Below are 19,067 nucleotides of genomic sequence, written 5' to 3'. Positions count from 1 at the left end.
GGTACCCTAAAAGTCAGACACTTTTAGGGTACTCTTTATTGTATAAATTTCCATTAATATTTTTTCTTTACCCACTTAACGGCGTCGGCGACCACCATTTGATTTAACTCTCCATATAGTCTATCTGTAATAGTAGACACTCCCCGGTCATCCAACACGACTCGGGATTCTCCTGCCGGCAGGGTAAACGTGCCTAATGATACCCAGGCTTCTTCTTCCGGTAAGGTGGAGGTGCATCCTATCCAAATCTCTTCTTTATCAGGGATTTCTAAGATGATTCCCTCTTTTCCCTTGGGGGTATAAACTGTATAGTAATTTTTCATTCCAGGGTGATCGGTTGCTGTTTTTCCTCCTTCGTATCCGACAAGATGAGGTCTATAGACAAATATTTCGTATTTCCCTGCTTCCGGGAGATTTGCTCTCCATTCAGCCTTGAATTGTCCCGTGCCGGCTTTTTTTACGAAAGCACTACGAATATACTTGCCATGGAGTTCCTGTAATATAGGCAAGCTCCAGGCGTTAGTTTTTAGGACCTGCAAGCGGTTAGTATATTTCTGTCCGTCTTCTTTTTTGATGATATCGGTCAATCGTTTTCGATTGTTTGCCGAATCGATTAAAGAGAAATTATCATCCTCGTTGTCTACAATGATCTCCCCCGGGGAATAGAATTGATTTCTATCAAGTAACGTGATGCCTTCCTTCGGTATAGGACCGGATAATGGAGATTGCTGGACTTCGAAAAAAATGTTTTCAGGGAAATGTCCTGAAAAGTTTGTGGTTAATTGTACCTGATGTTTTATGTCTTCATGAACGACGATTCGTTTGCATTCCCCGGCTTTAATCAAGTAACTTTGGAGATTTCTGATTACACTTTTCCCGGGGTAGTTCCTTGCTACGATTGAAACGATACCGTCTGTCTTGCTGAAATTACCAACTTTGAACTCGATGATTTGTGTATCTTCCGTGGTTTTACGGGATGCGTCTTTTATTGATAACAAGGGAACTTCGTGAGTCGTGTACCATTCGTCCATGTATGCCTTGATGTCTTGTCCGAAACGTTGTTCGAATTTCTCGATAAATGAATCGAAGTTAACTTCTTGGAAATAAGTACGTGTATTAAATTCTTGCATAAACTGGCTCAAGGCATCCCAGGGCGTGATTGTGGTAAGATACCCGAGTAAATGGGAAACTTTCGAACGGATAGCGATGTTTTGTTCACGGCTATATTCTTCCGTGATGATTCCTTTTAATCCTCGTTCTGCGATGTGATTTAATAATTGGGGGCTCATGATATTATCGGAACTTATATGTACATCCGGATTTATCATCCGTTTGAATATTAGTTCTATGCCTTGGTACGTGTCGGACGTGATGCAACTATTGTAATCGGTGAAAATATGTTTTATTCTCATATAGTTATTCCATAAACCGGGAAAATTGACAGTTAAAAGATATTCTTGTACACTTTTGTCGTAATGGTTATTATTTGCATAATCAGCAGGATTGCGGGTTTCTATGCGGCATAATCGTTCATGGAAAAGTGCGATTTCCGGTTGCATGCAGTCGTTAAATAAAGTCGAACGTAAAAAATAAGAAGATGAAGGCACCTCAATCAGTTTGAAATATTTGAAAGGATAAGGATTGGGTTTATCTTGCTCTATCTCATCTTTGCACAGGTAAAACATTTTTTTTTAATCTTTCTCCCGGTTTGGGTTGTCTTCTTTGAGGAGATCCCATTCGTCGAAATATTTCATGTAGCAATCATTTCCCGAGTAAGTATAAAGTTCCACGGTAAGCGAGTCGATTGTGAGAGCTCTTTTCTCGTATTCCCCGATACAGAGGGTTAGCCCCGTCAAGTTTTGTAAATTGTTAAACGTGATGTAATCTCCTTCTGTCGTGGGTACTCCTTGGGATAAAATAGTCAGTTCGCCCGTTTTTTTGACATGGAGCGTGTAACTCGTGAAATTCATTTCTGCAGATGCTTGCCATGCTATCGAGGGAACTGTTGTCGGGTACCACATCACTTCCGGTCTAAGGAATGTGAATTTACTTGATACAAAAGCGGAGTGCTTGCCATAATTCTCTTTGCGGTATAAATCAGGGGTTGGAGAAAAGAAATCCTCGTCAGGTAGATTTATCTGGTAAATATCTTCATCAATGTATCCCCCGTAATCGATATCTAATTTGATATATTCATTTGGTTCTAGGGAACGTTCGATGACAACGGCTAGGTAGTTTCTATGAAAGGGAAGGCTTTGTCCGTTGGATTCAATCTTGTTAATTTTCAGCCCTGGGTTAAGGAATAACAAGAGCTGGTCTATTTGCTTTTTTTTCTGGTTTTGTACTTTCATTCGGCTTGTTGCCGAGAATGTATTCCCCTCGGGGCAATATGTGATGTCGTGTGCGATCACGCGGGCTTTGGGAGTTTTGGTGTATTTAAGAAAGGCTTTGCGGCAGGTAATTCTATTTTCCAAGCGGGATTGGAACTTTTCAATGTAGATGAAACTGAGGCACAAGGAAAATGCTAAAAATAACATGGCAGGAACAGCTAAATAACGTTGCCGACCGGCGATCCCGGGGAGCCTCTTCACGAGTAAAATGCTAAAGTAGAGAAAACTAATCCCTAGTAGCAAGAAAACACCCCGGTGGAGTAGGAAACTAGATAGGTCTACGAATCCCACCATAGAGGAAAAAGAGTTGGGAAGCAAGCGTCCTTGGAAGTCCAGTATGCCGTAAAAAGCTGTTGCAGCGTAATTGTATTCGAGATAGAGAAAAGCCATTAGAATCAACCAACTAAACATGGGGTGTTTAACCAGTTTGTTGACAAACATAGATAGGCTGGTGATGAAAACTAGCGAGGGAATCGTATAGGTGAAAAAATAGAAAAGGTTTATCCATAAACTGACTGGAGAATTCGGGATGAATATGTTGATAATCATGGATATGGTCATGAAAATAATATCTATCGTGAGGAATGGGATAAGAATGCCTATAGCCTCTCCGAGAAGGGTTTGACCATTGCTGATTGGTCGTGCTGAGAGAACTTCCCCGGTTTCAGCTTTTTTCCGTTTTCTTTGAATGTCACAAACAAGGAATGCAACAATGAGAGATTGAAATAGGTTTAGAAAATAGATTCCACGCAAAGGCATAGAAGATGCAAATACAACATCATCCCACGAAATTCTCCCAATACCTGGGATAAAAAACACACCTGGGATAAGAGTACCTAATATACACGCTACCCCCAAAATGAAAAGGTAGAATAACCAATTCCTTCTTATCAACTTACTTTCGTAAGTTATAGCTGTTTTTAGATTTGTAGTTTTCATGTTTGCAGGTTTATTTTTAGTACAGGTTAAATATATAAAATATCGTATAATATATTGTGAAACAAGAAGATTTTTTGAAGATTAGAATAAAGAGAGGTATATGATCCTCTCTTTAAAAATTCGGTGTGATTGTTAGATCATGTGGAAATTGTTTATCCTTTAATACTTAAATTCAATAATTCCGGTTTCTACAGGATCACTTTCTCCTACACGATTAATGGCTTTAATACGAAATCTAGTCGTACTATTTTCTTTCATATTAATAACAGTATATTTAAGTTCTTTAGATACTCCTTTTTGAATCCATCCTGGAGAATTTTTGTATTGGCATTCTATAATGTAAGCTAGTATTGGTGATCCGCCGTCATTCAAGGGTGCTTTATATGATATTTCGCATGAAGTAGCCGTTATGTAATTTACATTAGGCTCTCTCGGAGGACTAGGACGCTCAAGAACTACATTAGCAACGACAATTGTCATAATGACTAAACTTAGACAGATAAGTGCAAATGGCTTCAAAAAGTTTTTTTTCATAATTTTGGTTTTTAAGATTTTGAATTTTAGTATATCGTTATAAATATACGTAAATACTCATGCCTTTGCAAATATTTGTCGTGATATTTTAAGAAGAATTGTATTTTATAGAATAACTTTTTTTGATATTTCAAGTGAGTTTAAATATTTGATTAGAAATGGAACTATCGAATTGAAGATTCTATTGTTTTCTTTTGCGAGAAAAAATCTACAATACAAAAGCCGATTAATTCATGATAAATTAATCGGCTAATACTTATACTCTTAATCGGAAATCACCCAATCACAGAATCATTCAATCTTTAAATCTTTGATGATTGCATCGATACGATCGTTTGCTTCTTTTTGCGCTCGTTCGTAATCATTCACGTCTTTCATCAGTGTACGTGCCTCGAAATAGAATTTGATCTTGGGCTCGGTTCCGGAAGGACGTACAGATATTTTACTTCCGTCTGCGAGGAAGAACTGCAACACGTCGCTGGTCGTTTCAAAATCGAGATGCTTCTTTTCGCCCGTGCGAAGGTCGGTCGCTTCCCGTGTCAGGTAATCTTTTTTGAGCACCACATCGCTATGGTTGATGCTCTTGGGCGTGTTGTGACGGAAGTCCTCCATCATGGATTTGATCTCCTGTGCCCCGGTGATGCCTTTGCGCACGATGTAAATCATTCTCTCCTGCGAGAATCCGTATTTAGCGTAAATCTCTTTCAGGAACGTGTATAGCGTCTTGTTTTGCGTTTTCACCCATGCGGCGATTTCTGCCATGAGTGAAGTGGCTGAAATTCCGTCTTTGTCACGGGTGAAGGCTCCCGGCATGAAGCCGAATGACTCTTCGCCGCCACCGATGAATTTCTCGCCGCCCTCTTTTCGGATCACGTCGGCAATCCATTTGAAGCCGGTGTACACGTCATAACAAATAATGTTGTTCTTTTCTGCGATATCCTTGATCAATTCTGTGGTGACAATGGTTTTTACGGTATATTCGCTACCTTTCAGCAAACCTAATTCCTTTTTTTTGCGGATGATGTATTCCGTGAAAATAATATTGGTTTGATTGCCGTTCAATAAAGTCCATTCTTCTTTGTCATCCTTGACCGCGATACCGATACGGTCGCCGTCGGGGTCACATGCCATAGCGAGGTCTGCATCTATTTCGCGAGCCAGATCCAAAGCCATTTTGAATGCGGCAGGTTCTTCCGGGTTAGCGGAAGCCACGGTAGGGAAGTCCCCGTCCGGAATGCTTTGCTCGGGTACGGTATGGATGTTTGTGAATCCCCAGTTTCGCAAGGATGCAGGGACGAGTTCATAAGTCGTTCCGTGTAGCGGGGTAAAGACGATCTTCAAATCGTGTTCTTTCCGGATAGCTTCGGGAGAAAGACTTAGTGTCTTCACCTTATCAAGGTATTTTTTGTCAAAATCTTCTCCCAGAATGGTGATCATCTGGGGATTTCCTTGGAATTTTATATCATTGATTTGTACTTTCTTGACCTCGTTTATCACGTTTTTATCATGCGGGGGCACGAGTTGTGAACCGTCGTCCCAGTATGCTTTGTATCCGTTGTATTCTTTCGGGTTGTGGGATGCCGTGAGAATAACTCCGCCTTTACAGCCTAATTCCCGGATGGCGAATGACATTTCCGGTGTGGGACGCAGGTCTTCAAACAGGTAAACGTGAATCCCGTTAGCCGAGAAAATATTGGCGGCAGTTTCCGAGAATAAGCGGGAATTATGCCGGCAATCGTGTCCGATGCACACGGCTTTTTTCTCGTTAGGAAACATTTGGTTGATGTAATTGGAGAAACCTTGCGTGGCTGCCCCTACCGTGTAAATGTTCATCCGGTTGGTACCGACTCCCATGATTCCTCGTAACCCTCCCGTGCCAAATTCGAGGTCATTGTAGAATGACTCTACTAATTCTGTCGAGTCCGGGTCATTCAACATACGTTGTGCCTCTGCACGTGTTTTTTCGTCATAAGCCTTGTCTAACCATTTTTCGGCTTTTGCTCTGGCTATTTTAATAATGTCATTGTTTTCCATAAGCGGTCATTTTATTTACCTTCTTGCAAAGTTAGGATTTTCCTGAATGAATGATATGGATTTTTAGGTTAAATTGTTACGTTTTAGAGAAGAAAAATAAAAAAGCCTCGTGTCAAACGAGGCTTTTTTATATAGCTAAAGCTTAAATTAAAATTTCTTCTCTTTAATTTTTGCTTTCTTTCCGGTAAGATCACGGAAATAATAAATTCTAGCTCTACGAACAACACCTTTTTTGTTCACCTCAATTGATTGAATATAAGGAGAATTGAAAGGAATGATACGTTCTACTCCAACGTTACCAGACATTTTTCTAACCGTAAAGGTTTTGGTGGTACCTGTACCCTTGATTTGGATAACTACACCTTTGAAAATCTGAACACGTTCTTTGCTCCCCTCGATAATCTTGTAATGTACACTGATGGTATCACCTGTAGAAAATACGGGAAGTTCTGTAGCATTTTCTCTTGCAAAAGCTTGTTCCGCAATTTTAATTAAATCCATTGTCTTTATTTTAAAAGGTTCATTTATCGAACGCAGTATTACGACTTTCAGTCTTCAATGTAAGAGACTGCGTACGTTTCAAAATTGAGTGGCAAAGGTATAAAAATAAATATTCCGGTGCAAGCATCGGAATATTTATTTTGTTACAAGTTCACAAGTTACAGGTTGCAGGTTCTCGAACTTGTGACTTGCAGAACCGTAGGCTCAACTTGTAACCTGCAACCGAAATTAGAAGTAGTAGCTATTCTACTACTTCTAATTTTTTACCGGTTTGCTCGATAATCATGCGCAAAAACCACTCCGGTAGTGCCGGTTGCTCTACTTTCGGGTTCTTTTGTCCGGGAATAGCTGTTTTCACGTTTCCGTCCATGTATTTGCAGAACAAATAGCCATAGAAATCTCTCCACGTGTCAACTAATTGATTACCCGTGTTACAAGAGAAGTCTGTTAAGAATTCTATTGCGGCATTCTTGTCTTTTGCCAACATTTCTTTTGCTCCGGCATCAATCATTTGCACGAAATTCACGTATTGTTTTTCCAGGGCTACTTGTTTCTCCCGAATTTCCGGGTGAATCAGGTTATAACGGGTGTAAGCAAAGTTCGTCACTTGGTTGAATACCCAGAAAGCAGCCTTGTTCGTGAATTCCATCATACTGCCATTGCCCTCGGCGAATGCGAACGGTACTTCCGTTGAAACGGTGTACATCGGGAAATATACCGTGCTGGCTGCGTCGTCTACGCCGAACCAAAGGATACCTCCGATTTCGTTGGGTAACCAGCCTCTACATTGAGCGACAAAGGTAAACCCGGTTTGTTGTGTGGCAGTTGCTCTCTCGTGAACATATTCTTTACCGTCTACTTTAAAGCTCATCGGACGCCATCTGTAAGGACATTCGTAAGGTCCGGCTCCCATATCTTTGCTCATATCCAATTCTGTCCCTTCCAAGTGATCGCGCATGAAGTCCATCACTTGAAGTACGTCAATTTTTTCACTCGGCTTAATCCACAAAGGCATACGGTTCGTGGCGTATCCTTTGGCATCCCGTTGGATATTTCTTCCGTTTGCGTAATCAAAGTATTGTCCCATGTCCGGGTTCACGGCATTGAAGAATGCCCATACGCGAATCTCGCAAGCCCGAGCCCCGCTAAAATCAACTGGAGCGTAGGTGTCAGAGAAACTAAAATCTTTATTTTTAGCGTCTTGTGGATAGAATCCTTTTTCCTTCGCGAAAGAAATCACGTCTTTAGCATACACGGTCGTGATGTTCGGGTCGTAAATTTTGTTCATCTTGTCAGAAGAGATAGAAGTTTTGCCTTCTAACGGGAAAGTGGTGATACGAGCTTGATTCGCGTGAGCGGACACGTATCCGTCCGGTACCATACGGGCTACCCAAACGGCTCCTTTTTCTCCTTCACCCTTGCCGATGATTTCAAGAATCCATACTTCATTCGGGTCGATGATCGAGATAGACTCGCCACTACTTGCCCAACCGAATTTCTCCACGAGGTCAGTCATGACAACAATTGCCTCGCGGGCGGTCTTTGCGCGTTGCAGCGTGATGTAGATTGCGCTACCGTAATCGATGATAGCCCCGGATTGGGTTTCCAGCTCTTTTCTTCCGCCGTATGTCGTTTCAGAGATAGCCAGCTGGTGTTCGTTCATGTTACCGACTACATTATATGTATGTGCAACCTGGGGAATCTTACCCATGTATTTGCCGGTATCCCACTCGTAAACGTCGAGCATACTCCCGGCAGGCCAATCTTTTGCAGGCCAGTGATATAATTCTCCGTACAACACGTGAGAGTCTGCGGAGTAGGTAACCATAGTAGATCCGTCTTTCGTGGATCCTTTCGTGAACAAAAAGTTCGTGCACGCCATCGTGTAGGAAGTGCAACAAACCAATGCCAATGTAATTAAGGTGTTTACTTTTCTCATCTTCAGTTATTGGTTTATATAATTGATTTAATTATTATCGAATCCGGTCGAGCGATTTCAGTAACTTGATGTCCTTGAAAATCCCTCTCATCCCCAGGTACGTGAATACCACGCAAATCAAGGGGAATATAAAACTAAGCTTATACAGGATATCGGCATCTATTTTATTCTGGAATTGGTTAATATGATACCACATCAATATCGTGGAGCCCACCAGAAGGATAATTTCAACAATGCACAGGCGAAGCTGTAAAAAGCGTTTCTTGTAAAGGAAAATTGTCACTAGGGGCAGACCGATCGTGAAAATATTCAGGATAAGTAAAGCCCAATAATGTGCTTGAAGGGCAGATCGCTCGCCGATCAGCACGACTCCGTAAGTGAAAAAATTGTAACTTGCATCGTTGGGAACAACTACTTGGGCAATGGGGACAAATAAAGGCATTGTCATGATAAGGGCAACGATGAGCAGGTAGAGGGTTTGTATTCTTTGTATCATATTAAAAATAAAAAAATTAACGTACGAGTGAATCTAAGGTATATTCAACAAGCTTTTTCATGTAAGGTTTATAATTGGAGGAAGCATCCCCGGTTGTCCGGTTGGCGATAATCAGGCAGATCGTGGTAGCATGGTGTCCCATGAGTGCCGATAGTCCCGCGATGGCTGCACTTTCCATTTCATAGTTCACGATTTTGTGACCGTTAAAGTGGAAACGGGCTATTTCGTCATTCACGGCAGGCATTTCTATGGGTAACCGAAGCACCCGTCCCTGGGGACCGTAAAATCCGTTTGCCGTGAGCGTCACGCCTTTTACCGTTACGCCCTCCGTGTGTAGTTTGTTCACCAATTCCGGAGAAGCCTTTACGGCATATGGTCGGGCAGCAAGCGAGGTCCAATGGCATTCTTTGATAAACGTATCTTCAAAAGCCGTGTCGCATACCCTTTCGTTGTCCCGGTAGAAACGCAATACGCCGTCGATTCCCAGGCTCATCTCGGATATCACGAACGAGTGTACCGGAACATCAGCCTGCACGGAACCGGATGTGCCAATGCGCACTATATTCAAGTGTTTTTTCTCGGTCTTGATTTCTTTGGTTTGCAAGTCGATATTCACGAGGGCATCAAGTTCGTTCATCACGATGTCAATGTTGTCGGGACCGATACCCGTGGAGATGACGGATATCCGTTTCCCCCGGTAGTGTCCGGTGACGGTGTGAAATTCCCGGTCGCTTTTTCTGATCTCGATCGTGTCGAAATAAGAGGCGATCATTTCTACTCTCGACGGATCGCCCACGAGGATAATCTGGTCTGCCAAATCCTCGGGATGCAGATGAAGATGAAAGACGCTACCGTCTTCATTCGTGATTAATTCGGATGATTTTATCGGCTCCATAATCTGTTTACTTTTTGAGCAACCAAATTTAGTAAAACAAATAATACCGGACAAATGTTTGCCCGGTATTATTTGGTTTCATGAAATTAACCCGAATGAATGGGCTAAATGAATTATTTTGCGTAATTAATCGCTCTGGTTTCGCGGATTACCGTAACTTTTACCTGTCCGGGGTAAGTCATTTCATCCTGTATTTTCTTGGCTATCTCGTATGAAATCTTTTCTGCTTCGGCATCGGAAACTTTTTCACTTCCTACCACGACACGAAGCTCGCGACCTGCCTGAATGGCGTATGTTTTAACCACTCCATTGTATGACAGAGCCATGTCTTCCATTTCTTTCAGGCGTTTGATATAAGATTCCACGACTTCCCGTCTTGCTCCCGGGCGTGCCCCCGAAATAGCATCACAAGCTTGCACGATAGGAGCGATCATCGTAGTCATTTCAACCTCCTCGTGGTGAGCCCCAATAGCATTGCAAATATCCGGTTTCTCTTTGTATTTTTCAGCTAAGCGCATACCGAGGATTGCGTGCGGCAATTCCGGCTCGTCGTCGGGCACCTTGCCGATGTCATGCAATAATCCGGCACGTTTTGCTTTCTTCACGTTCAGTCCTAGTTCGGCAGCCATGATGGCGCAAAGATTCGCGGTTTCACGGGCGTGTTGCAATAGGTTCTGTCCATAGGAAGAACGGTATTTCATTTTACCTACGAGACGGATCAATTCCGGATGCAAGCCGTGGATGCCGAGGTCGATTGTGGTACGTTTACCTGTCTCCACGATTTCTTCCTCTATTTGTTTTTTCACTTTATTCACGACTTCCTCGATACGTGCCGGGTGGATACGTCCGTCTGTTACCAGTTGATGTAAAGACAAACGGGCGATTTCACGTCTTACCGGGTCAAATCCGGAAAGTACAATGGCTTCCGGGGTATCGTCCACGATAATCTCTACTCCGGTGGCGGCTTCAAGTGCCCGAATGTTACGTCCTTCGCGCCCGATGATGCGTCCCTTGATCTCGTCCGAGTCGATGTGGAATATAGATACGGCGTTCTCCGTGGCAGTTTCCGTGGCAACCCGTTGAATGGTTTTAACCACGATCTTTTTTGCTTCCATGTTAGCCGTCATCTTTGCTTCTTCCATGATCTCGTTCACGTAAGACATGGCCTCGGTTTCCGCCTCGTCTTTCAGCGAACTGATCAATTTCTCTTTCGCCTGTTCCGCCGACATCCCGGAGATGGCCTCCAGTTGTTCGATTTGTTGCTTTTTGTATTTATCCAGTTCCGCGTGTTTCTTCTCCCACAATTCCTTTTGCGCTTCCAGCGTTTCTTGTTGTACTTCCGCCTCTTTTATCTTGCGTTGGCATTCTTCCATTTTGCGAGCCAACTCGGCGTCTTTTTGTTTCAGCTTATTTTCAGCGAGAAGAATTTTGCTATTTCGGGCATTTACCTGCTTCTCGTGTTCTGCCTTGATTTGCAAGAACTTCTCCTTTGCTTGCAGAATCTTGTCCTTCTTGATCACTTCCGCCTCGGCTTCCGCTTCTTTGATGATGTTTTTGCTTCTATATTTTAAGGTCATGTTTATCAGCATATAGCCTATAAGCAATCCTACAACTAAAGCAATAACACCGGTAATTATAGTTGTTATCATATTCGTAACTTGAATTTATAGTTGTTATATTATATTTTGGTGTTTTTTGTTCAAACAAAAAACCCGCACTATTTCTCTTTAAAAAACCCCTGTTAGACACGGGTAGAGCTGCCGTTATATTCAGACTTCCACTGTCCTTGCGGAACCCCGAGGGGTTGAGGCCTGCCTTCGGATAACAAAGCTTCACTCTAATTGGTTAAGTGTTGAGTTTTCCAGTTAAATACGAAATAATGCGGGTATATCTATTTCCTTTTCAAAGAACTCTATTTTTATCCTAACTCTTTCACAATCCCATCCAGCCTGCCGCTAATCTCTCTCACCCTATCCAACACGGACTCGATGTTATTTTGTTTCTCGGCCTCCAACATTTTCACCGTGAATTGTAACGCGGTAACTGCCAGGAAGTCGATGGGATCGGCATTCGCATACTTTTCCCTATATTTTGCAATCTTACTATTTATTAGCTGGGCGGCTTTTCTGATCGCCTCTTCTTCCTCTCTCTCTATGGTCAGAACGCAAGACCTACCGGCTATATTTAATGTAATAGTAAGTTTATCATTCATATTAATTATTCAAAAGAGCAATACACTTATCAATCTCCCGCACAAGTTGGCTTATTCTATTCTTTGCCTCGGAACTTCCTTCTCCGGTTGAAATAGCGGCTGCCACCTTCAATGTTTTGATTTCTTCATGTAATTTCATGTTCTCGCTTTTCATCCGCTCGATCCGGCTCCGGAGTTCTTTCATTTCCTCTTCCATCTCTCTGTTTTTGTCCAGCGAGGATATATATAGTTTTATCAATCGTTCAACTTTCTCCTTTAGCTCGTTAATAACGGCATCTTCTTTTGCTGTCATAACATCTTCTTTACACGACAAAGATAGAATAATTTCTTTTAAATATCAAGAGTGTTATTAATTTTGCGGTGAAATTAATTGTTTTTTTTATGACAAGGAAAAAATTGTGGAGAGAGATACTGTTAGTAGTAATCATGCTACCTGTTTTATCATCAACTATTTGTGCACAATCGGAACGACTGTTGCCCCCCTTGTGCGGCACCTTGCTTTTAAGTGGAAATTTTGGAGAATTGCGGGCTACTCACCTGCATTCCGGGCTTGATTTTAAAACCGGGGGACGGGAAGGAATGCCCGTGATTTGCGTGAAAGACGGGGTTGTTGCCCGGGTTCGGGTTTCCCCTGTGGGATACGGGAATGCTTTATATATCGAACATGAGGGTGGGTTTACTACCGTGTATGGGCATTTGAATCGGTTTGTGCCCCGGGTGGCAAAAGTTGTGCGGGAGATACAATATAATAAAGAGTCATTCGAGATTGACGAGAATCTGTTGGAGCGACGCTTGTTCTTCCGGGCGGGAGATACGATCGCGTATAGCGGTAATACCGGTTCCTCGGGAGGACCGCATTTGCATTTCGAGGTACGCGAAACCGAGAGCGAGCAAGCGTTGAATCCTTTAAATTTTCTTTCCGTGACGGATGAAACGGGACCTAACGTGCGAGGAGTCTATATCTACACGTTTTCGCCGGAAGGCGTGGGGAATGCTCCCCGTCGGGTTGAAGTGAAGAATCTCGGGAAACGGATGTATCAAGGGGGGAGAATAAGTGTGCCCGAGGGAAGGGTCGGTGTCGGTGTGCAAGCGGACGATTACATGAAAGACTCGTGGAATAAGCTTGGCGTGTATGAGATGAAGGTGATTGCCGGCAGGGAGAATGTTTTTGAAATGAAACTGGATCGCTTGTCTTTTAGCCAATCGCCTTGGGTAAATACCATAAAAGATTTTCACCAGTACAGGGCGGGAAGGTATGTTTACTTGGCTTTCGGGGATTGCCAGACGCGATTGCCCGGCGTGAATAATCGTCAAGGAGGTTTTATCGAGGTGCAAAAGGATAGTGTGGTGGATGTTACCGTCGAGTTGCGGGATATAAATGGAAATTGTTCCCGGGTATCGCTTCAACTCGTCGGGAAGCAAGCGGGGGCGGGAGTAAAGATACCCGAGGGCGCTAAGGTTCTGACGGGCGAGCGAGGGGGTGTTTTGCAAGCGGGGAAGTATTCTTTGATGCTGGAATCCGGGGCTTTGCCTTATCCTGTCGTTTGCGCGCCTCGTGTTTACCGGAAAGAAAAGGATAGCACGGAGACGATCGAGGTCTTTTCCTTGACGGAGCGGATCCAGCCTTTGTTAAAGAACGGGAAATTAGTCGTGCAAGGAAGTTTCCCGGATAAATCGGTGATTTGCTTGTTGGAAGCAAAGGGACGTTTTTCACCCTTGGGCACGACCTGGAGTGCCGGGGGACTGGAAGCATCACCCCGGGTGTTGGGTGAATATGCGATTCGGCAGGATACTGTTGCCCCGATCATATTATACACGGGAGTGAGCGGACGGAAGGTGCAGTTCCGTATTTTTGATGATTTGTCGGGGATCGCTTCTTACCGGGTGGAGGTAAATGGCAAATGGTGCCTGTTCAGTTATGACGCGAAAAACCGGCGGCTCGAGGGAAGTTTGAACGAACCGGTTTTCATGAAAGGCAAGAACCACCTCGTGGTAAAGGTGGTGGATGGTGTGAAAAATGTCGCAACGTTTGAAACCGACGTGCTAAATCCCGGCGTACCCGCTCGGGGAAAAACGCTTTAGATCCTTGTCCCCGAAGAACAAGTACAGGTGGAGGGGCACGCCTTCCGGTTGTTCTGCGGCGGGGATTTCTATGGTGACAGCCCCGTCGCCGCGGCGGGCATCGATATTCTTTGCCAGTTGAGGGGAGCGGGGTGCCGACTCGTAGAAGTAGCCCACGAATACCCGGTCCGTCATGCTCGCTTTCGGTCGTTCTTCGTCGTTTGTCCAGTGAAGCGTGACTTTCCAGCCTTCTCGCCCGACGCCCGTGATGGAGGGAGCCTCGAGAGTCCCGGTGGAGAACCGGAATGTCTGAAACGACCATACGCCCTCTCCCGGGCGGAAACATCCCCCGTTCATGGTGTGGAAGAGTGCGTCGCTCTTGGATACCCCGGTTTCCCTCGCCATGATTTTCCATATATCGAGATTGCCGATCGCCCGTTTGTACACCTGCCACATCTTGCGCGCTTCCGTGAAACGTCTCGTGTTATTCATTTCTCCTTCCGAGATGTTTTTCTTGGGACCCCGTTTGGATTTGCATTTCCGGAGGGTGTTCCCGTACATGAAATACGTGTACCCGTCGGCTTTCACGGGACCATGGGCGAGCATTGCAGCTAGAAGAGGTGAGATTTTATCCATGACAAGTATGATTTTTTGATGAATAGCTTATTTATTTCGTTGCAATGTTATAAATTATTTTTTGAATATACAATAGTTATATTTTATGAACCTTATTATAAATAGAGTTCATATAAAGTTCATATAGAGTTCATATAAAGTTCATGACGTTATTTGAGCGTGATTCATAAGAAATTACAAATAAAATAACTCGTGAATATTTCTTGTCCCGGGAACTATTTTTCTTATATTCGCGAGAGAAATTTTAAACGAGAATAATATGGCGGAGTTTGTAAATTCTATCGGGCAGATACGCGGAAGGTATGGCAATGTGATTGGTTACGTGGGGGCTAACGGGAAAAATTATTGCAAGGGGACGGCCCTGCTGCGCAAGTCCGGCGGTGAATCGGAGAAGCGTAGATCCGTGGCTTTCGGCACGGTCGTGGCGAGAAAAGGATGGATGATGAACGTGATCCGGGTAGGTTTCCCCGGGAGCGACGGGTATCCCAAGGGGTTTCGCGGTTTCACGAGCGCGAACGTGCCGGGGGCGGTGGCCGTGGAGGCGATAAACCCGGAAAAAGAGGTGAGCCCGCGCAAGAAAGCGCCGCGGGAATTCCGTGGTTGTATCGATTACGGGAAACTGCGCGTTGCCGCGGGCGCGTTGGCGGTTCCGTCTGTCGGGGTGAACGTGGATGCCGGGAACCGGGAGATCGTTTTTACCCACCGGGGGGCTTCTCTCGAGTCGGTGGATTGCTTCTTGGACGATAAGGTGTATGGCGCTTTCTTGTTTGAACCGGAGTGCGTTTGCCGTGTCATGGAATTGGGAACGCGGGGGGAAACGTTCGAGAAAAGCATGGGGATTCCGGAGGATGTTGATCCTGACCGGCTTGTCGTTTATGTTTTCGCCACGAATGCCAACGGCAGGAGAGCTTCCGATTCGGTGTGCTTGCACGGGGGAATGTGAGAGAAAAAGGAGGGCGTTTGATTGTGAATTTTTAAATTCTTATCTTTGTGCCTGGATACATATATAACATATAAAATGAGTATAGACGAGGCAAAACGGTTAGCTAAAAACGGGCAGCGGGAAGAGGCTGCCAAGATGCTTTCGCGGATGATGGAATGTGGCGAGGGAAAACGCGAGGATGTGTTATTGGAATTGGGGGCCGTGTATTACGCGAAAGGAGACACGACAAGCGCCTTGAATTGTTTGAACGAGGTGGTGCGATTGAACCCGGCAAACAGAAAGGCAAAGGCGTATTTGGAGATGATAAATGGTATCCTTGATTATTATTGCAAGGATTTGCTGAATCCATGATGTGGAGTGCCTGTCGCGTTCTCGGAGAAAAAATAGGCTGCAAAGATTTTATATCTCAATTAATTGATATATCTTTGCAGCCAGTTTTTTGAATTTTGAATATAAACTTCAATCCGCTTGAAAGGGGGTGGTCAATTATTTTTGAGAGATTAAAAAGAATACATATATTTGGTTTTAGTACAGCACAATAGCGTGTTGCCGTTTTTTTTGTATTATATAAAATATTCATTTTTAAAAATTAGAAATCATGATAATTGTACCATTAAAAGAAGGCGAAAATATTGAGAGAGCGTTGAAGAAATTCAAGAGAAAATTCGAGAAGACCGGTGTTATTAAAGAACTGAGAGATCGTCAGGCTTTCACGAAACCGTCTGTTAAAAACAGAATGGCTCGCATGAAGGCTGCCTATCGTCAATCTTTGCAACAGGCAGAGGAATAAAAAAAGGCTTCTTCCTTTGTTTTTCAAAACAAAAGACGTAACTTGCTTACGCCTTATATTTATAGAAATGACACGAATTGAATTATTCTTGAAGTACTTGGAGAATGTGAAGCGTTATTCCGTTCACACGGTAACTGCTTACAAGACGGATTTACGTCAGTTCTATGCGTTTTGTGGAATGGAGGAAGATGATGAAGATTTTTCCCGGATGACGACCAAGCTCGTGAGGGAGTGGGTCGTGGCGGAAATGAGAGGCGCTTTGAGGAACCGGGGTGGAAAACAACGGTTACATCCCGCTTCGGGCAAGCGTAAGTTGAGCAGCGTTAAGGCATTTTTCCGGTTCTTGGTAAAGGAAGGCGTGATAGAGGTAAATCCGGCGGAAGATATTTCCGGTCCGAAATTGCCGAAAAAATTGCCTGTTTTCGTGAACGAGCAGGATATGGAAAGCACGTTGAATGATGCCGAGAAGGAGGAAGGTTTTCATGGATTAAGAGATTTCTTGATCTTGTTGATGGCTTACGACACGGGCATGAGGCGTTCTGAAATTGTTGGATTACGGCTGGAGGATGTCGATATGTCGCGGCGCTGTATACGTGTACGCGGTAAAGGCGGGAAACAACGGGAGATACCTCTCCTGAAAGAGTTGGAACAAGACATTGTTTGTTATCTCGAGGGACGGGAACGTGTGGTCGGACGGGAGCACGGGTATTTCTTCGTGACAGATAAAGGGAAGCCGGTTTACCCGCAATTCGTTTACCGTTTGGTGGTAAACGCATTGAGCGAACATACTTCTTTGTCGAAACGAAGCCCGCACGTGTTAAGGCATTCGTTTGCCACGCATCTGTTGGATGGCGGGGCGTCCATCCAGGGAATCAAGGAATTGCTGGGGCACTCGAGTTTGGCTGCCACTCAGGTTTACACTCATAATTCCGTGGAGAAAATGTTGAAAATTTTTAAACAAGCTCACCCGCGAGCATAAATTATAGGAGGAAACGATATGGAAATTAGAATTAATCCTGTAGGTTTTTCAGTAAATCCGGTATTGGAGGATTTTATAAACAAGAAGTTTTCTAAACTGGAAAAGTATCACGACGGTATTATGGGGGTGGATGTTACCTTAAAATTGGAAAAGGACGACCACCTGGAAAATAAACTGACCGAGGTACATGTAGATATAAAAGGGCAAGACGTTTTTGCCAAAAAGAATGCGAAAACTTTCGAGGAGACCGTTGATGAGTTGTATGATGTGCTCAAGAGGCAGTTGGTAAGAGCGAAAGAAAAAAGAGAAAATTGAGAAAAATGATCTCATTTATTGTGAGATATGATTTTTAATTTGTACATTTGCAAGCCAAATTAAATGGGTTTTCTCGCACTTGTCTGATTAAGTGTTGGATAATTAGCGAGTTACTTGCATGAATATAGAGTTATTGTGATAAATTGTTTAATAATAAAATTGTTTTAGAGTTATGGCTAAAGAACATTTTGACAGGTCCAAACCACACGTAAATATTGGTACTATCGGTCACGTAGACCACGGTAAAACGACTTTGACGGCTGCTATCACTACGGTATTGGCAAAAAAAGGTCTTTCTGAATTGCGTTCATTCGATTCTATCGATAACGCTCCGGAAGAAAAAGAAAGAGGTATCACCATTAATACTTCTCACGTAGAATACCAGACAGCAACCCGTCACTACGCACACGTTGACTGTCCGGGACATGCCGACTATGTGAAGAACATGGTAACTGGTGCTGCCCAGATGGATGGTGCAATCTTGGTTTGTGCCGCAACCGATGGTCCGATGCCTCAGACGCGTGAGCACATTCTTTTGGCTCGTCAGGTAAATGTTCCGAGAATCGTGGTGTTCTTGAACAAAGTGGATATGGTGGATGACCCGGAAATGTTGGAATTGGTAGAGATGGAAGTTCGCGAGTTGTTGTCTTTCTATCAATATGATGGTGACAATACTCCGATTATCTTGGGTTCTGCTCTTGGTGCATTGAACGGAGAGGCAAAATGGGAAGATAAAGTAATGGAGTTAATGGATGCTGTAGACAATTGGATCGAATTGCCGCAACGTGCAGTTGACAAACCATTCTTGATGCCTGTTGAGGACGTGTTCTCTATCACCGGTCGTGGTACTGTTGCTACCGGTCGTATTGAAACCGGAGTTGTTCACACGAGTGATGAATTGGAAATTATCGGTTTGGGAGCTGACGGTAAGAAAACCGTATGTACGGGAGTTGAGATGTTCCGTAAGATCCTTGACGAAGGTCAAGCCGGTGATAACGTAGGTTTGTTGCTTCGCGGTATCGATAAAGACGAAATCAAACGTGGTATGGTGTTGGCAAAACCGGGTTCTGTTAAACCGCACGCTCATTTCAAGGCTGAGGTTTATATCTTGAAGAAAGAAGAAGGTGGTCGTCACACTCCGTTCCATAACAGATACAGACCTCAGTTCTATATCCGTACTTTGGACGTTACCGGTGAAATCACACTTCCGGAAGGACGTGAGATGGTAATGCCTGGCGATAACTTGACTATCGAGGTTAATTTGATTACTCCGGTAGCTTGTAACGTAGGTTTGCGTTTCGCTATCCGTGAAGGTGGTAGAACCGTAGGTGCTGGTCAGATTACCGAAATTCTTGAATGATTCAGGGAATAATATAGAATAATAGGGTCGGCTTCGGTCGACC

19 protein-coding genes are annotated in these 19,067 nt (G+C 43.8%); 7 read left to right on the top strand and 12 right to left on the bottom strand.

The window, feature by feature from the left end; translation table 11 throughout:
• Nucleotides 1-53: 53 nt before the first annotated feature.
• The 11 genes from BN8899_RS21085 to BN8899_RS04830 all read right to left on the bottom strand — a co-directional run bounded on the left by BN8899_RS21085 (nt 54) and on the right by BN8899_RS04830 (nt 12,232).
• Complete coding sequence (locus tag BN8899_RS21085; protein WP_065218547.1) at nt 54-1,685, bottom strand: carbohydrate-binding protein; 1,632 nt, start codon at nt 1,683-1,685, stop codon at nt 54-56.
• 6 nt (nt 1,686-1,691) lie between these two features.
• Entirely contained in the window at nt 1,692-2,801 is a 1,110-nt protein-coding gene (locus tag BN8899_RS21080) for a hypothetical protein (RefSeq protein WP_231932263.1), read from the bottom strand.
• A 687-nt stretch (nt 2,802-3,488) separates the two neighbouring features.
• Nucleotides 3,489-3,863: a fibronectin type III domain-containing protein gene (locus tag BN8899_RS04870; protein WP_018339617.1), complete on the bottom strand. Its 375-nt coding sequence runs from the start codon at nt 3,861-3,863 to the stop codon at nt 3,489-3,491.
• 291 nt (nt 3,864-4,154) lie between these two features.
• Entirely contained in the window at nt 4,155-5,897 is a 1,743-nt protein-coding gene (locus BN8899_RS04865) for a phospho-sugar mutase (RefSeq protein ID WP_065218545.1), read from the bottom strand.
• A gap of 147 nt (nt 5,898-6,044) precedes the next feature.
• Nucleotides 6,045-6,398, bottom strand: coding sequence for a 50S ribosomal protein L19 (gene rplS / locus BN8899_RS04860; RefSeq protein ID WP_018339619.1), 354 nt, complete (start codon nt 6,396-6,398; stop codon nt 6,045-6,047).
• 241 nt (nt 6,399-6,639) lie between these two features.
• Nucleotides 6,640-8,337 (bottom strand): dipeptidase, encoded by a 1,698-nt coding sequence (locus tag BN8899_RS04855; RefSeq protein WP_065218544.1) that lies wholly within the window; start codon nt 8,335-8,337, stop codon nt 6,640-6,642.
• Nucleotides 8,338-8,371: 34 nt separating this feature from the next.
• On the bottom strand, nt 8,372-8,833 hold the full coding sequence (locus BN8899_RS04850) for a DUF4293 domain-containing protein (protein WP_018339621.1): 462 nt from the start codon (nt 8,831-8,833) through the stop codon (nt 8,372-8,374).
• Nucleotides 8,834-8,849: 16 nt separating this feature from the next.
• Complete coding sequence (locus BN8899_RS04845) at nt 8,850-9,728, bottom strand: nucleoside phosphorylase (protein WP_026207895.1); 879 nt, start codon at nt 9,726-9,728, stop codon at nt 8,850-8,852.
• A 113-nt stretch (nt 9,729-9,841) separates the two neighbouring features.
• A complete protein-coding gene (gene rny / locus BN8899_RS04840) occupies nt 9,842-11,377 on the bottom strand; it encodes a ribonuclease Y (protein WP_018339623.1) in 1,536 nt (511 codons plus the stop codon).
• Between the two features lie 269 nt (nt 11,378-11,646).
• A complete protein-coding gene (locus BN8899_RS04835) occupies nt 11,647-11,940 on the bottom strand; it encodes a cell division protein ZapA (RefSeq protein WP_065218543.1) in 294 nt (97 codons plus the stop codon).
• 1 nt (nt 11,941) lies between these two features.
• Nucleotides 11,942-12,232, bottom strand: a complete 291-nt coding sequence (locus BN8899_RS04830) for a hypothetical protein (protein WP_065218542.1) — start codon at nt 12,230-12,232, stop codon at nt 11,942-11,944.
• A gap of 89 nt (nt 12,233-12,321) precedes the next feature.
• Between BN8899_RS04830 and BN8899_RS04825 the strand changes: the two genes are divergently transcribed.
• Complete coding sequence (locus tag BN8899_RS04825) at nt 12,322-14,022, top strand: M23 family metallopeptidase (protein WP_082986908.1); 1,701 nt, start codon at nt 12,322-12,324, stop codon at nt 14,020-14,022.
• On the opposite strand, the gene BN8899_RS04820 is transcribed toward BN8899_RS04825, so the two are convergent.
• A complete protein-coding gene (locus tag BN8899_RS04820; protein WP_231932262.1) occupies nt 13,984-14,637 on the bottom strand; it encodes a hypothetical protein in 654 nt (217 codons plus the stop codon). The genes BN8899_RS04825 and BN8899_RS04820 overlap by 39 nt on opposite strands.
• Before the next feature lie 259 nt (nt 14,638-14,896).
• Here BN8899_RS04820 and BN8899_RS04815 point away from each other — a divergent pair, with 259 nt between their 5' ends.
• The 6 genes from BN8899_RS04815 (at nt 14,897) to tuf (ending at nt 19,024) form a co-directional block, all read left to right on the top strand.
• Nucleotides 14,897-15,580, top strand: a complete 684-nt coding sequence (locus tag BN8899_RS04815) for a hypothetical protein (RefSeq protein ID WP_065218539.1) — start codon at nt 14,897-14,899, stop codon at nt 15,578-15,580.
• A gap of 75 nt (nt 15,581-15,655) precedes the next feature.
• Nucleotides 15,656-15,931 (top strand): tetratricopeptide repeat protein, encoded by a 276-nt coding sequence (locus BN8899_RS04810; RefSeq protein ID WP_065218538.1) that lies wholly within the window; start codon nt 15,656-15,658, stop codon nt 15,929-15,931.
• 247 nt (nt 15,932-16,178) lie between these two features.
• Nucleotides 16,179-16,370 (top strand): 30S ribosomal protein S21, encoded by a 192-nt coding sequence (rpsU, locus tag BN8899_RS04805; RefSeq protein WP_065218537.1) that lies wholly within the window; start codon nt 16,179-16,181, stop codon nt 16,368-16,370.
• Nucleotides 16,371-16,437: 67 nt separating this feature from the next.
• Nucleotides 16,438-17,349, top strand: coding sequence for a tyrosine-type recombinase/integrase (locus BN8899_RS04800; protein ID WP_065218739.1), 912 nt, complete (start codon nt 16,438-16,440; stop codon nt 17,347-17,349).
• An 18-nt stretch (nt 17,350-17,367) separates the two neighbouring features.
• Nucleotides 17,368-17,664, top strand: coding sequence for a ribosome hibernation-promoting factor, HPF/YfiA family (hpf, locus tag BN8899_RS04795; RefSeq protein ID WP_065218536.1), 297 nt, complete (start codon nt 17,368-17,370; stop codon nt 17,662-17,664).
• A 172-nt stretch (nt 17,665-17,836) separates the two neighbouring features.
• Complete coding sequence (tuf, locus tag BN8899_RS04790; protein ID WP_065218535.1) at nt 17,837-19,024, top strand: elongation factor Tu; 1,188 nt, start codon at nt 17,837-17,839, stop codon at nt 19,022-19,024.
• Nucleotides 19,025-19,067 lie beyond the last annotated feature (43 nt).

The sequence above is a fragment of the Butyricimonas sp. Marseille-P2440 genome (genome assembly GCF_900091675.1).
Classification (GTDB): Bacteria; Bacteroidota; Bacteroidia; order Bacteroidales; family Marinifilaceae; genus Butyricimonas; species Butyricimonas synergistica.
Note: the sequence above shows the minus strand (reverse complement) of the source record. Positions and strands in the feature narration are given on the sequence as shown.